This is a genomic window from Moritella sp. 28 (genome assembly GCF_018219435.1).
Lineage (GTDB): Bacteria > Pseudomonadota > Gammaproteobacteria > Enterobacterales > Moritellaceae > Moritella.
Genome location: NZ_CP056121.1, coordinates 4,605,733 through 4,619,451, shown reverse-complemented (window position 1 = coordinate 4,619,451; position 13,719 = coordinate 4,605,733). Strand labels below are relative to the sequence as shown.

The 13,719-nt window shown below is 40.2% G+C and carries 11 protein-coding genes and 9 tRNA genes; 16 read left to right on the top strand and 4 right to left on the bottom strand.

What is annotated here, in order from left to right:
* Nucleotides 1-6: 6 nt before the first annotated feature.
* The 3 genes from HWV02_RS20580 to rsgA all read right to left on the bottom strand — a co-directional run bounded on the left by HWV02_RS20580 (nucleotide 7) and on the right by rsgA (nucleotide 3,169).
* Nucleotides 7-864 (bottom strand): DMT family transporter, encoded by an 858-nt coding sequence (locus HWV02_RS20580; protein WP_211677682.1) that lies wholly within the window; start codon nucleotides 862-864, stop codon nucleotides 7-9.
* 232 nt (nucleotides 865-1,096) lie between these two features.
* Nucleotides 1,097-1,957: an archaetidylserine decarboxylase gene (asd, locus tag HWV02_RS20575; RefSeq protein ID WP_211673221.1), complete on the bottom strand. Its 861-nt coding sequence runs from the start codon at nucleotides 1,955-1,957 to the stop codon at nucleotides 1,097-1,099.
* A gap of 171 nt (nucleotides 1,958-2,128) precedes the next feature.
* Complete coding sequence (rsgA, locus tag HWV02_RS20570) at nucleotides 2,129-3,169, bottom strand: small ribosomal subunit biogenesis GTPase RsgA (RefSeq protein WP_211677681.1); 1,041 nt, start codon at nucleotides 3,167-3,169, stop codon at nucleotides 2,129-2,131.
* Between the two features lie 129 nt (nucleotides 3,170-3,298).
* On the opposite strand from rsgA, the gene orn reads away from it, so the two are divergent.
* From orn to HWV02_RS20510, 12 genes are all read left to right on the top strand, one after another.
* Nucleotides 3,299-3,865 carry an oligoribonuclease gene (gene orn, locus HWV02_RS20565; protein WP_211677680.1) on the top strand — a complete coding sequence of 189 codons (567 nt, stop codon included), beginning with the start codon at nucleotides 3,299-3,301 and terminating at the stop codon, nucleotides 3,863-3,865.
* A 139-nt stretch (nucleotides 3,866-4,004) separates the two neighbouring features.
* Nucleotides 4,005-4,080 (top strand) — tRNA-Gly (locus HWV02_RS20560).
* 33 nt (nucleotides 4,081-4,113) lie between these two features.
* Nucleotides 4,114-4,189 (top strand) — tRNA-Gly (locus tag HWV02_RS20555).
* Between the two features lie 58 nt (nucleotides 4,190-4,247).
* A tRNA-Gly gene (locus HWV02_RS20550) sits at nucleotides 4,248-4,323 on the top strand.
* Between the two features lie 58 nt (nucleotides 4,324-4,381).
* A tRNA-Gly gene (locus HWV02_RS20545) sits at nucleotides 4,382-4,457 on the top strand.
* A gap of 58 nt (nucleotides 4,458-4,515) precedes the next feature.
* Nucleotides 4,516-4,591: transfer RNA gene (locus HWV02_RS20540), tRNA-Gly, on the top strand.
* Between the two features lie 58 nt (nucleotides 4,592-4,649).
* Nucleotides 4,650-4,725: transfer RNA gene (locus HWV02_RS20535), tRNA-Gly, on the top strand.
* 58 nt (nucleotides 4,726-4,783) lie between these two features.
* Nucleotides 4,784-4,859 (top strand) — tRNA-Gly (locus tag HWV02_RS20530).
* 62 nt (nucleotides 4,860-4,921) lie between these two features.
* Nucleotides 4,922-4,997 (top strand) — tRNA-Gly (locus tag HWV02_RS20525).
* A 64-nt stretch (nucleotides 4,998-5,061) separates the two neighbouring features.
* Nucleotides 5,062-5,137 (top strand) — tRNA-Gly (locus tag HWV02_RS20520).
* A 270-nt stretch (nucleotides 5,138-5,407) separates the two neighbouring features.
* A complete protein-coding gene (locus HWV02_RS20515) occupies nucleotides 5,408-5,899 on the top strand; it encodes a DUF4442 domain-containing protein (protein WP_211677679.1) in 492 nt (163 codons plus the stop codon).
* Nucleotides 5,900-6,164: 265 nt separating this feature from the next.
* Nucleotides 6,165-7,463: a sodium:proton antiporter gene (locus HWV02_RS20510; RefSeq protein WP_211677678.1), complete on the top strand. Its 1,299-nt coding sequence runs from the start codon at nucleotides 6,165-6,167 to the stop codon at nucleotides 7,461-7,463.
* Nucleotides 7,464-7,561: 98 nt separating this feature from the next.
* Here the strand turns inward: HWV02_RS20510 and queG are convergent, their stop codons facing one another.
* On the bottom strand, nucleotides 7,562-8,704 hold the full coding sequence (gene queG / locus HWV02_RS20505; protein WP_211677677.1) for a tRNA epoxyqueuosine(34) reductase QueG: 1,143 nt from the start codon (nucleotides 8,702-8,704) through the stop codon (nucleotides 7,562-7,564).
* Between the two features lie 207 nt (nucleotides 8,705-8,911).
* Between queG and tsaE the strand changes: the two genes are divergently transcribed.
* The 4 genes from tsaE to miaA are packed head-to-tail and all read left to right on the top strand — an operon-like array spanning nucleotide 8,912 to nucleotide 13,673.
* Nucleotides 8,912-9,388, top strand: a complete 477-nt coding sequence (gene tsaE, locus HWV02_RS20500; protein WP_067041790.1) for a tRNA (adenosine(37)-N6)-threonylcarbamoyltransferase complex ATPase subunit type 1 TsaE — start codon at nucleotides 8,912-8,914, stop codon at nucleotides 9,386-9,388.
* 2 nt (nucleotides 9,389-9,390) lie between these two features.
* Entirely contained in the window at nucleotides 9,391-10,740 is a 1,350-nt protein-coding gene (locus tag HWV02_RS20495; protein ID WP_211677676.1) for an N-acetylmuramoyl-L-alanine amidase, read from the top strand.
* Nucleotides 10,741-10,747: 7 nt separating this feature from the next.
* Nucleotides 10,748-12,757, top strand: coding sequence for a DNA mismatch repair endonuclease MutL (gene mutL, locus HWV02_RS20490; protein ID WP_211689247.1), 2,010 nt, complete (start codon nucleotides 10,748-10,750; stop codon nucleotides 12,755-12,757).
* A complete protein-coding gene (gene miaA, locus HWV02_RS20485) occupies nucleotides 12,738-13,673 on the top strand; it encodes a tRNA (adenosine(37)-N6)-dimethylallyltransferase MiaA (RefSeq protein WP_211689246.1) in 936 nt (311 codons plus the stop codon). The genes mutL and miaA overlap by 20 nt, the downstream gene beginning before the upstream one ends.
* Nucleotides 13,674-13,719: the final 46 nt, after the last annotated feature.

Below are 13,719 nucleotides of genomic sequence, written 5' to 3'. Positions count from 1 at the left end.
ACTGGCCTATTTCTTTCCTGCATTCCATGTTTCAAAGAGGGCGGCTGAGACTACTAATACTCCTCCCGTGATGGTTGCAGCATTGGGAATTTCACCTAAAAAAGGGATCGCGAGCAAACTACCGTAAAGCGGTTGCAAACAGGAGATAAGGCCAACTGTTTTTGCTTTAAGGTAACGTAATGCTGTCACTAGCAGTGTGTGTGGCATTGCTGTGAAGCAAACTCCTAACACAACTAATAACGTCCAACTGTCATTATTTATATCCGCTAAGTCTACACTCAAAAATGGTGAAAGCATACATGCGGTTAATAATGTTTGATAAAACATTGTGTGAGGGCCACTGTAATGCGATAGCTTACGCTTGTAGAGAATATTTCTTAAAGTAAACAGAAATGCAGAGCTAATACCACTAATAATACCGAGTGTTACATCGTTCTCTAAAGACAGTTCTGGGACTAATAAGCTGATCCCGATTAATACAATCAATGCTGATATTATATCGTGACTTTGTATTTTCTCTCGATTAAACAAAGGTTCTAAAAACACCGTCATTACAGGATAAGTGTAGAAGGCAATAAGGCCTATCGCAATGGTCGACAATTGCATGCCTAAAAAGAATGTTACCCAGTGAGCGCCCACTAGTGCGGCTAATAATACTGCCCAGCCATAATCACTTAACTTATTTAATCGCAATGGTTGCTTGGTGATTTTTAATAATAAACACAGAACCATACTGGCAATAACGCAGCGAATAATGGTGATATCAAGTGCACTTAATGAAATGAGCTTAGAAAATAATGTGGTGCCGCCAAGTAATAGCGTTGCTGAATGCAGAGCCCAAAGCCCTCGTTTACCTTGTTCCATTAAATGCTTACATCCTTGTCATGGTTCGCCAGATCAATTGGCATCGTTAATCTTGATTTAGTGATCATAGCCTTTGTATAGAGATAATAATGGCATCGCAGTGCAGTGCAGTGCTTATTAAAAAGGTATTGAATATACAGGGTTAGGTTTGTTATTGAGGGGAAATGTTACTCATTAAAATTATTATGTTTATAATGAGTAACATTATCCTAGCTATTACGCTTAGGTTATCTTATTTGCTTTTGATACGGGCAAATGCTTCACCCATTACTGTTGCTGTTGTTGGTTGTAGTTCATCAACAAATTCAACGGCATCTTTGGCAAATACTGCAACGATCGTTGAGCCGAGTTTAAAACGACCCATTTCTTCGCCTTTTTCGATAACAATTGGCGCTTGATTTTCATATGTCCAACGTACGATCTCTTTATTCTTTGATGGTGCGATGGTGCCGTGCCAAATTGTTTCAATTGAGGCCACGATTGTTGCGCCAACTAATACCATTGCGAATGGACCCACCTCGGTATCAAAGATAGCGATAGCACGTTCGTTACGTGCAAATAAATTTGGTACATTTTGCGCTGTGAGTGGATTAACTGAAAATAGATCACCCGGTGCAAAAATCATTTCTTTTAACGTACCCTTAATTGGCATGTGGATACGATGGTAATCACGTGGCGATAAATATACCGTGGCGAAATCACCATCTTCGAATTTGTTTGCAAGTTGACGATCGCCACCAAGTAGTTCGCATAGACTGTAATCATGACCTTTAGCTTGAACAATACGACCTTGTGTAATTGGACCAGCTTGGCTTACAGCGCCATCAACAGGCTGACATAACATGTTATCGTCAGTATTGATTGGACGTACACCTTCTTTAAGTTCACGGGTAAAGAACTCGTTGAATGTTTGGAAGTGTGCTGGATCTGAGTGTTTTGCTTCATCCATGTTTACATTGTAACGCTTAATAAACCAGCTGATTACATTTGTTGTTACTTTACCGTGAGCACCATTGGCAAATAAACCAATAAGACGAGATAACCCGTGTTGAGGAAAGCAGTATTGGGCAATAACTTTAAGCTTGTCTAGCACCTTAGAGCCTCTTAAATAATTGAATAAGTTAGAATTAACGCTATTGTAACAAGTTTGGATATTGTTGTCATAATTAGCGTCATGCGTTTAATAAGAGAATGGTTACCTTGCGATGTAGACGAGCAAGATAACCAATCGTCGTTTTTAGTTATATAACTAATTGTATACGAATTATTTTCGCACTGGGACATGGCGAGTAGGGCGATTATCTAACATTGTTTCTAAAATGCGGAGATAATTATCAAAGCGCACTTTTTTGATTTTGCCTTTTGCTACGGCTTCTTGCAGTGCACAGCCGGGATCATTCTTGTGTTTACAATCACGGAAGCGACATTCACCTAAGACGTCTCTAAACTCGATAAAACCGTTAGCGATCTCTTCGGGTTTCATGTGCCATAGCGAGAATTCACGTACCCCTGGTGAGTCAATAAGATCACCACCTGATGGGAAATGATATAAACGTGCAGTGGTTGTGGTGTGGGTACCAAGACCTGATTTTTCAGATACATCACCCACATCGACATTTAATTCGGGCATGAGGGCATTAACCAGTGATGATTTCCCCACGCCTGATTGACCCACAAAGATAGTGGTATTATCTTTCAGTAGACCTTGTAACTCACCTAACCCCTTACCTTCGATAGATGATACTTGCCATACTTCGTAGCCAATATCACGGTAGGTTTGTAGTTGCTGGTTAATCGCGAATAATTCATTGGTGCTTAATAAATCGATCTTATTTAATAAGATTACTGGGCGAATTTTTACATCTTCGGCAGCAACAATATAACGGTCGATAATATTCGTTGAGAACTCTGGTACTACAGAAGATACGATCACAATCTGATCAATATTGGCTGCGATAGGTTTAATACCGTCATAAAAATCGGGACGGGTTAATACGGTTCTGCGTTCGTGTACTGCTTCAATAATGCCAGAAATACCTTGCAGCTGTTCATTACCTAAGCGCCAAACGACACGGTCACCTGTTACTAAGCTCGCAATAGAACGACGTAGATTACAGCGGTGAATAACACCATTCTCATCTTCTACATCAGCATGTTGACCAAAGCGGCTAATTACCACACCTTCTTGCTTTTGCCCGAGAAGAGCATCATCCCATTCTCGTGTATCTTGCTTTTCTAAACGTTTAGTCTGGTTGCTACGTACGCGACGTATTTGACCTTGGGTTAAATGTTTCTTTTTAGCCACGGGTAATTTAATTCCTGAGTTGTAACAAGCGTATTGTAGTACAGCTGTTGCTGAACATCGCATTTCGAGGTCGATTGAGTATAATAACCTTAAATATACGATTAAACGACAACTATTAGGATCCCCTCTATGCAACTTGCCGACAAAGCAGCGCAATTTAATGAAAATAATTTAGTTTGGATTGACCTAGAAATGACCGGGCTTGATCCAGAAAAATGTCTGATCATTGAGATTGCTACTATCGTCACTGATAGTGAATTAAATATTCTTGCAGAAGGACCTGTACTCGCTATTCATCAAGATAAAGCGGAACTTGATAAGATGGATGAGTGGTGTACAACTCACCATACTAATTCAGGTCTTGTTGAACGTGTATTAGCAAGTAAAGTCACTGAAAAAGAGGCTGTTGAGCAAACATTAGCATTCTTATATCAGTGGGTACCGGCGGGTAAATCACCATTATGTGGTAACAGCATTGGCCAAGACCGTCGTTTCTTAGTGAAATATATGACGGACTTAAATGATTACTTCCATTACCGTAATGTGGATGTAAGTACGATTAAAGAATTAGGTCGTCGTTGGTGCCCTGAGATTGTATCGAGTTTCCATAAAGAAGGTTTGCATTTAGCATTGGATGATATTCGTGAATCAATCGGTGAATTACAGCATTATCGTCAACATATGTTTAAAATTTAAGCAGTGAAACGACTGGTTGGATAAATTTACGACCTCATAGTCGAAACATTCGGCAATATCAGGTTTTTTTATAATAAAGCTTTGGTCTATGCTTGCAAAAACCAGTCGGTTCTATATAATTCGGCACCTAAGATGAGATGCGGTACTAGCTCAGTTGGTAGAGCGCAACCTTGCCAAGGTTGAGGTCAAGAGTTCGAGCCTCTTGTACCGCTCCAATCTTTTCTTAGAATACCAAATAGAATACCAAAGCGGTACTAGCTCAGTTGGTAGAGCGCAACCTTGCCAAGGTTGAGGTCAAGAGTTCGAGCCTCTTGTACCGCTCCAATTTTCTTATCACACCAATGATGAGGAAATAAGTTGAGAAACTATAAATCAAAATGAAGCGGTACTAGCTCAGTTGGTAGAGCGCAACCTTGCCAAGGTTGAGGTCAAGAGTTCGAGCCTCTTGTACCGCTCCAATTTTCTTATCACACCAATGATGAGGAAATAAGTTGAGAAACTATAAATCAAAATGAAGCGGTACTAGCTCAGTTGGTAGAGCGCAACCTTGCCAAGGTTGAGGTCAAGAGTTCGAGCCTCTTGTACCGCTCCAATTTTCTTATCACACCAATGATGAGGAAATAAGTTGAGAAACTATAAATCAAAATGAAGCGGTACTAGCTCAGTTGGTAGAGCGCAACCTTGCCAAGGTTGAGGTCAAGAGTTCGAGCCTCTTGTACCGCTCCAATTTTCTTATCACACCAATGATGAGAAAATAAGTTGAGAAACTATAAATCAAAACGAAGCGGTACTAGCTCAGTTGGTAGAGCGCAACCTTGCCAAGGTTGAGGTCAAGAGTTCGAGCCTCTTGTACCGCTCCAATTTTCTTATCACACCAATGATGAGAAAATAAGTTGAGAAACTATAAATCAAAACGAAGCGGTACTAGCTCAGTTGGTAGAGCGCAACCTTGCCAAGGTTGAGGTCAAGAGTTCGAGCCTCTTGTACCGCTCCAATCTCTCTTTTCACACCAATGATTAGATAGATATAGTTCCTGAAACTTTAAATCAGACCGAAGCGGTACTAGCTCAGTTGGTAGAGCGCAACCTTGCCAAGGTTGAGGTCAAGAGTTCGAGCCTCTTGTACCGCTCCAATCTCTCTTTTCATGCCAATGATTAGACAGATACAGTTCCCCTGAAACTTTAAATCAGACCGAAGCGGTACTAGCTCAGTTGGTAGAGCGCAACCTTGCCAAGGTTGAGGTCAAGAGTTCGAGCCTCTTGTACCGCTCCAATTTCTTTTCTTTATATATCCTCTTATACTATCTTTCTTTATTTTACTTCTTAGTTCATTAATTTTTAAATCTACAAATCTACAAATCTACAAATCTACAAATCTACAAATCTACAAATCTACAAATCTACAAATCTATCGCTGCTAATTTTATTCTATGTCATTTAGACCAATTGCACTTATGAATTAAATGTTATAGTTGTCGGTCACTTAGTGCAGGAATTTAACTAAGTATTCGTTCTGGAACCAATGATAACGTCGAGGATTGACATGAAAGCCGATAATAAACTCAGTAAAATCGTTAAAAAAGTAACGTTACTTCCAAAATCTTGCCACGCGCCTGTGTTGTCGTTGGTCTTTGGAAAAGTAATTAAATTTGCTGGTACGTCAAAAGTACGTGTCGAAAAATTAGACTTTTCTGGTTCTAAACTTAGTTTGAAGAACCGTAAGCGCGTTCAGAATCATATTGGTGGTGTTCATGCCGCTGCAATGGCGTTACTTGGCGAGTCCGCGACGGGTTTTTTAATTGGTATGCATGTACCTGACAATCGTATTCCATTATTAAAAAATATGAATATTGATTATGTTCGTCGTGCTGCGGGTGATCTTACTGCTGTGGCAACATTAAGTGATGAGCAAATAAATTATATTCGTGAAACAGAGAAAGGTGATATCTCGGTACCTGTTGTTATCACGGACAGTGAAGGTAATGAGCCGATCAATGCTGAATTTATTTGGGCTTGGGTACCGAAAAGACGTTAACTTGCCATATGCCATATGCCATATGCCATATGTCATATTTCTTATTTCTTATTGTTATCTATCACTATTTATTATATAAAATAATTTACGGGTTAATTCAGGTACCTAATTATAGGTGTTTTTTTAGACCTGAAGCTCTATTCTATATTGTTGCTGCTTATATTGCTGAAAGAACTTGATTTTTACCCTTAACAAGAACATTGTGTAGCTCGTAAAAATAATCTTCAGTCAATCTTATCAAATTTACTTCCATTAGAGGTGTAGCATGTCGGTGTACGGTACCTTATGTTTTCTCGCAGCAATTGCCATTTTCATTGCATTTATTAATAGCAAAATTGGCAAAATGCAAACAACAATTGCGATAACAGCCGGATCAATAATACTGTCTTTAGGTATTGTGATTGCAGGCCAAAGCGGCTGGTTTCATTTAGAGGCAATCGCAACAGAGCAATTAAATAGTATCAACTTCGAAAGCTTCTTATTAAAAGGTATCCTAGGTTTCCTATTGTTTGCTGGCGGTTTAGGCATTAAATTGGCAAACATGAAAGATCAGAAATGGGAAATTACAGTCTTAGCGCTTATTGCCACTTTATTCTCAACGGGCTTTGTTGGTGGGGTGTTATGGGGATTTTGTCAGTTAGTTGGGATCCCATTGGACTTAATTTACTGTCTACTTTTTGGTGCGCTAATTTCTCCTACGGATCCGATTGCTGTTCTGGCTATTGTTAAGAACCTGGACGCTCCACAGCGTATTTCAACGCAAATCGAAGGTGAGTCATTATTTAATGATGGTTTTGGTTTAGTGATCTTTATGACGCTATTTACGGTGGCATTTGGCTCTGAAGCGCCAACAGTAAGCAGTGTGACTCAACTATTCTTGCATGAAGCGATTGGTGGCATTATTTATGGGCTTGTGCTTGGTTTAGTATTCCATTATTTAATTAGTTCAACGAATGATCACTCAATGGAATTATTACTGACCATTGCTATCCCTACTGCGGGTTATGTATTTGCAGATGTGATCGATGTTTCTGGTCCGTTGGCGATGGTTGTTGCCGGTATTATGATTGGTAACTGGACGCGTCAAAAAGGCTTTTCGCCAGAAAGTGAATATCATTTGGATCACTTTTGGGAGTTGGTAGATGAATTCTTAAATGGCATTCTATTCTTGCTGATTGGTATGGCTATGTTATTGTTTAGCTTCCATAAAGAAGATTGGATTTTGATGGTTTTTGCTATTCCATTAGTATTGTTAGCACGTTATTTGAGTGTGAAACTCTCTTATTTATTTTTCAATCGATTCCGTAGTTATAATCCATTATCCGTTAAGATCCTGACGTGGGGTGGCTTACGTGGTGGTTTAGCATTAGCGATGGCGCTGGCGATTCCTGCGGGTGTGTTTGTTATTCCAGAGAAAAATATCGATGTACGAGAAATTATTCTGGTGATGACTTACTCGGTTGTCGTGTTCTCGATTTTGGTGCAAGGCTCAAGCATCACTGGCTTGATCCATAAAGCCAAAGCGTGGGAAGCAGAGCAGCTTGTTAAGAAAGCGGATAAATAACCGTTAACCCTTTTGTAAGCTGTAAATTGAAATTGTGAATAAAAAGCGTGTAGAGGATTTCCTCTACACGCTTTTTATATTTATTAGCTAGCTATTAATCATGCATCGCGTGGTAGTGCTTTTTCAACCATTCTGATTAACTTATTTTTTATCTTATCTATTTGTAATACAGGAATAATATTATCTGCTTTGGCTTTCTGCTGTTGTAGTGCCCAAGTGATATGTTCTTGCACCATCTCTGTTGTTTCAGCAAACTTAGCTTCTAAGGCTTCGACAATTGCTGCGGAATAAGCTGCATTGCCCAATGCGACTGAAATATTACGTAACCAACGTTCATGACCAATACGACGAATCGGTGAGCCTTCAGTCTGCTTAAGAAAATAGGCTTCATTCCACGCATACAGGGTTAACAGCTCTGGCGAGTGTAGATTTGATCTTGGGTGAAAATCTTGCTCACCGGTAATTGCGGCAAATCGATTCCACGGACAGATCAACTGGCAATCGTCACAACCATAGATACGATTACCAATTAAAGACCTATATTGTTCTGGTATCGCCCCAAATAGTTCAATGGTGAGGTAAGAAATACAACGATTCGCATCAACAGTGTAAGGTTCGACAATCGCTTGTGTTGGACAAATTTGTAAACACGCAGTACATTTGCCGCATTGATTTTCAATAGGTTTATCAATGGGTAATGGTAGGTTTATTAATATTTCGCCAAGGAAAAACCATGAGCCTGCTTCCTTGTTTAAGATCAGCGAATGTTTACCTGTCCAGCCTAATCCGGCTTTTTCGGCCAAAGGTCGTTCGAGTAAAGGGCCGGTATCAACGAAGGGACGAGCATCGAGTGTTTCACAATGTTCACTGATTTTTTGGCCTAAATGTTTAAGGCGTTTTCGTACGATTTTATGGTAATCACGACCTAACGCATAGCGACTAATATAACCTTTATCTTTTTGTTTTAAGGTCGTCGCCATTAGTGCGTCGGGTGGTAGATAATCCATGCGCACGGAGATCACACGAATGGTGCCTGGGTAGAGTTCTTCAGGGTGAGTACGCATGGTTCCGTAACGCGACATATAATCCATGTCGGCATGATAGCCATTATCTAACCAGGTTTGAAAGTGTGGCTCGTAGGTTGATAAATCAGTATCGGCAATACCGACTTGTTGGAAACCAAGTTCTGCGCCCCAGACTTTAATTTGTTGTGTAAGTTGTTGATAGTCTATTGGAGGCATGGTTTATTATCTGTCTATGAGTAAATTGAGGTAAAGTTTATCATATTGTGGTTTTCTTTGGGCTCGACAGTTTGTAGAATCTACATACCTGTACATTTTATAAGAGGCTGTCTTACGAAAGACAGATCTTGTTGTACAGATATGGGATAGTGTAGTAGCACTGCTCAATATAGCGTTCTATTTTAATGTTTAAGGTACTCAAATTAGATGACAAATACAGTAAAAGTTTTATTAGCTGATGAATCAGAAACCGTTGCTTTTGGTGCTAGCCTTGCGCGTTTATGCGATAGCGCAACAACCATTTTTTTACATGGTGATTTAGGCGCTGGTAAAACGACATTAACCCGTGGTTTTGTGCAAGCATTGGGTCATCAAGGGAATGTTAAAAGCCCTACTTATACATTAGTTGAACCATATGAATTAGCTGATTGGAATGTGTATCATTTTGATCTCTATCGTTTAGCGGATCCTGAAGAATTAGAATTCATGGGAATTCGTGATTATTTCGATGATAATTGCCTGTGTTTAATTGAGTGGCCGCAGCGCGGTGAAGGTTTCTTACCTGCTGAGGATTTACAAATTACGCTGACTTATGTCGGAGAGCAGCGTGAAGTTGTGGTTGAAGGCCTGAGTGAGTTAGGCGCAACACTCGTTAATAAATTAGCTAATATAAATATAGGATAATAATGTTTAAACGGATTTTACTATTAAGCATCATTTACTTGTGCTTTATGCCATTAAGTTATGCTGCTAATGCGGTGTATGCTATCCGTATTGTTGAGCATGCGGATAAAACAAGAATTGTTTTTGACCTGGCGAAAAAACCATTATTCAACCTTTATGACCGTCATAAAAATACACAGATCGTGGTGGATTTTGCTGGTACGCGAAATAAGGTTAATGTGAGTAAGCTAGCAAGGTTAAGCAGTAATATTATCCGTGTTGAACAAACCAAGTCGGCTAAATCTAGCGATTTACGTATTATTTTTCATCTTGCTCAACCAATCAAGTATCGATTCTTTGAACTCGCGGGTAATAAAACCGCCAGAAATAGACTAGTTATTGATTTACCTGTTAAGCCGACACAGTCTGCAAAGTCCGTTATCAAACAAAAAAGTCCGGTTGTCGTTAAAAAAATAACTAAAAAACCAGTTGTTAGGCATCCAAAAAGAGATGTCGTGATCGCGATAGATGCCGGACATGGTGGTAAAGACCCTGGATCTATCGGTTTCAAAAAGTTTGTTGAAAAAGACATTACCTTAGCCATTGCGAAAAAAACAGTGGCAATTTTAAACCAGAAGAAAGGCATTAAAGCCGTTTTGATCCGCAAAGACGATCGTTATATTTCGTTAAACGAACGTTCTGCGATTGCGCGTAAATATAAAGCGGAGTTATTAGTGTCTGTGCATGCTGACGGTTTTACTTCATCAAAGCCATCGGGCGCATCAACGTTAATTTTATCGCAAGGTCGTGCGAATTATGAATTCAAGAAAAAGTTACGTGACGATAATGTCAACGGACTGTTAGGTGGCGTAGGTGATGCAATTAAAAATAGTAACGGTGCTGATGACCTACAATATACGTTTCTCGACCTCGGTAGGCAATATTCACAAGGAGCTGGTTATAACATTGCGTCATTAATTCATCATGAGTTAGCGAAAGTAACTGATATGCATAAATCTAAACCGTACGAGCAAAGCTTGGCTGTATTGAAGTCATTGGATATTCCGTCGTTATTAGTGGAAACTGGTTTTGTTACCAACTATCGAGAAGGTAAAAAGTTAACGACAAGCCGTCACCAGCATAAAATTGCGAACGCGATTGCACAAGGTAGCTACTTGTATTTCCGTAATTCGCCACCAAAAGATACGTATTTGGCCTATATGCGAAATAGCATTCACGTGGTTAAAAAAGGTGACTCACTTTCTGTTATTGCCCGCAGCTATGGGACGACAGAGTCGCGCATTAAGCAAGTAAATAACTTAACTAAAAGTACCATATTTATTGGTCAAAAATTAAAAATCCCAACGAGTTAGGTGTGTCATGACAATTCAAATATTACCACCTAGATTAGCTAACCAAATTGCTGCTGGTGAAGTGGTTGAACGTCCTTCATCGGTAGTAAAAGAGCTTATTGAAAACAGCATTGATGCTGGCGCGACGCGTATTGATATTGATATTGAGAAAGGTGGCGCAAAACTGATCCGACTTCGTGATAATGGTACCGGAGTGGAGAAGGACCAACTTGGTCTGGCATTAAGCCGCCATGCAACGAGTAAGCTTGCTACGTTAGATGATCTAGAATCGATTGATAGTCTTGGCTTTCGTGGTGAAGCATTAGCAAGTATCAGTTCGGTTTCTCGACTTACATTTACCTCTCGAACCAAGGCGCAAACGGAAGCATGGCAAGCCTATGCAGAAGGCCGAGATATGCAGGTTCAGATTAAACCTGCGGCACACCCGATTGGTACTACGGTTGAAGTGATCGATTTATTTTTTAATACGCCTGCTCGTCGTAAATTTTTACGTACGGATAAAACAGAATTTAATCATATTGATGAGCTGGTGAAACGTATTGCGTTAAGTCGCTTTGATTTACAGATCACACTGAAACATAACGGTAAAGTGATCCGCAGTTATCGTCCCGCGAGTAGCATCGAACAACAAGAACGTCGTGTTGCCAGTATTACTAGTACCAATTTTATGGCGAACTGCATGGCATTGCACTGCGAACATAGTGATATAAAACTGTGGGGCTGGGTGGGTTTACCACATGATAATGCGCCAATGGATGTGCAATACAGTTATGTTAATGGCCGTATGATGCGAGATAAGCTTATCAACCATGCATTACGTCAAGCTTATGAAGAAGCGACTGGTATTGCTGCGCCGCCAGCGTACGTATTGTTTATTGAAGTGTCTGTACGTGAAGTCGATGTGAATGTACATCCGGCTAAACATGAAGTTCGTTTTCATCAAGCGCGTTTAGTGCATGATTTTATCTTTCAAGGTGTTTTTAAAGCTATTACTGAAGGTGTAAGTCCATCAATACCAACGGCTGAGTTACCTGTTCAGGAAGCGGTTAGTTATCCTGGACAAGCACCTATCACCAGCAGTAGCAATGCCAGCGCTAACGAGGAGAGTACTGGTCATGGTGTAGTGCATAACGGGATAGTTGATAGCGCGGTTACCCCCGCATATAGTGATGTTATGCCGATGCAAAAGCAGCATGGTTATGGCGTTACAGATACGCGCCAGGGGAGTACAAGTGCAACATCGTCGAGTTATAGTCAGCAGCGTCAATATATGCCAGATAAACCTTCAGCTGGTGCTATCAAGCAATACAATCACTTGTTACAACCCAGCAAGGCTGAAATAACTGATCTGCAGCAAGTCGCGCGAAATACAGCGACGACAAATGTTAATCAAGGGCGTCAAGTTGGGACGCATACTCAGTCGAATGAGCAACATACAGCGCGAGTTAAATTACTCAGTTTAGTCGCAGATAATTACTTATTATTACAAGATGATGATGTTCTTTTGCTCGCTGATGTACTGGCAATGTGGCAGGTAAATTGTAAAATGCAATTATTGGCAACATGGGAACAAGGGGTTATATCACAACCCTTGTTATTACCAATATCGATTAAATTAGATAAAAACTTTGTAGAAACAGCAAAAAATCAGCAAAATTTGCTTAATCGTTTGGGTTTAGAGTTGAATTATAGCAATGCCGCCACCATTATCGTTAGAAAGGTGCCAGCACAATTACGCCAAGCGAATTTATCCGCTGTGTTACCTGAGTTATTGCAACAGATAGTCCATCTATCCGAAAAGGCTACGGCCTCAGATGTTGCCCCCTTGTGCCATTGGCTTGCAATACAAGGTAGTCACGGATTGACCAAATTTACTTGGGAACAAGCGACTCAAATATATAGCCAATTTATAGAACAAGATAACTGTGTACAACAGCAATATCGTTCTAAATTATTTGAGAAACTTGACTATATGTCTGTAATAGAGAGATTTAACTGTGACTCAACAGCAAACTAAATCATTACCGAAAGCTATCTTTTTAATGGGGCCTACGGCGTCAGGTAAAACGGATCTTGCTATTGAGTTAACAAAACAGCTGCCGTGTGAAATTATCAGTGTCGATTCGGCATTAATATATAAAGACATGGATATCGGCAGTGCGAAACCAACAGCGGCAGAGCTTGCACAAGCGCCACACCGTTTGATTGATATTATTGATCCTGCAATGAGTTATTCAGCCGCTGATTTTCGTGCCGATGCTTTAAAACATATGCAATCGATCACAGAAGCAGGAAAAATACCGCTACTTGTTGGCGGGACTATGCTTTATTTTAAAGTACTACTTGAAGGTTTATCGCCAGTACCGACATCGGTGCCTGAAATTAGACTGGCTATTGAAGCGGAAGCGAAACTGCGTGGTTGGGAATCATTACATCAAGAGTTATCTTTGTATGATCCTGAGTCAGCAGCGCGTTTACATAAGAATGATGCACAACGCGTTTGCCGTGCGATTGAAGTTTATCGACTAACGGGTAAGTCATTAACTGAATTAACCCAACAAAAAGGTGAAGCACTACCTTATGACGTAGCACAATTTGCCATTGCACCATCCGATAAAACCGTATTACACGAGCGTATTGAACGGCGTTTTAAATTGATGATTGAGGCGGGTTTTGAAGCGGAAGTACAAGCCTTGTATCAACGTGATGACCTGCATCTTGATTTACCGTCGATGCGTTGTGTCGGTTATCGCCAGATGTGGGAATACCTAGATGGCAACATGGATCATGATGAGATGGTGTTTCGCGGTGTCGTAGCAACAAGACAACTGGCAAAGCGTCAAATGACGTGGTTAAAAAGTTGGAACGATCTAACGTGGTTAGACTCCAAAGCAGATGACAATTTAGAAAAAGTTTTATTATCAGTTGGCTAGAGCCTATTTTTAAGTTGTATACTGATAATTATCGGTTATATTTTTC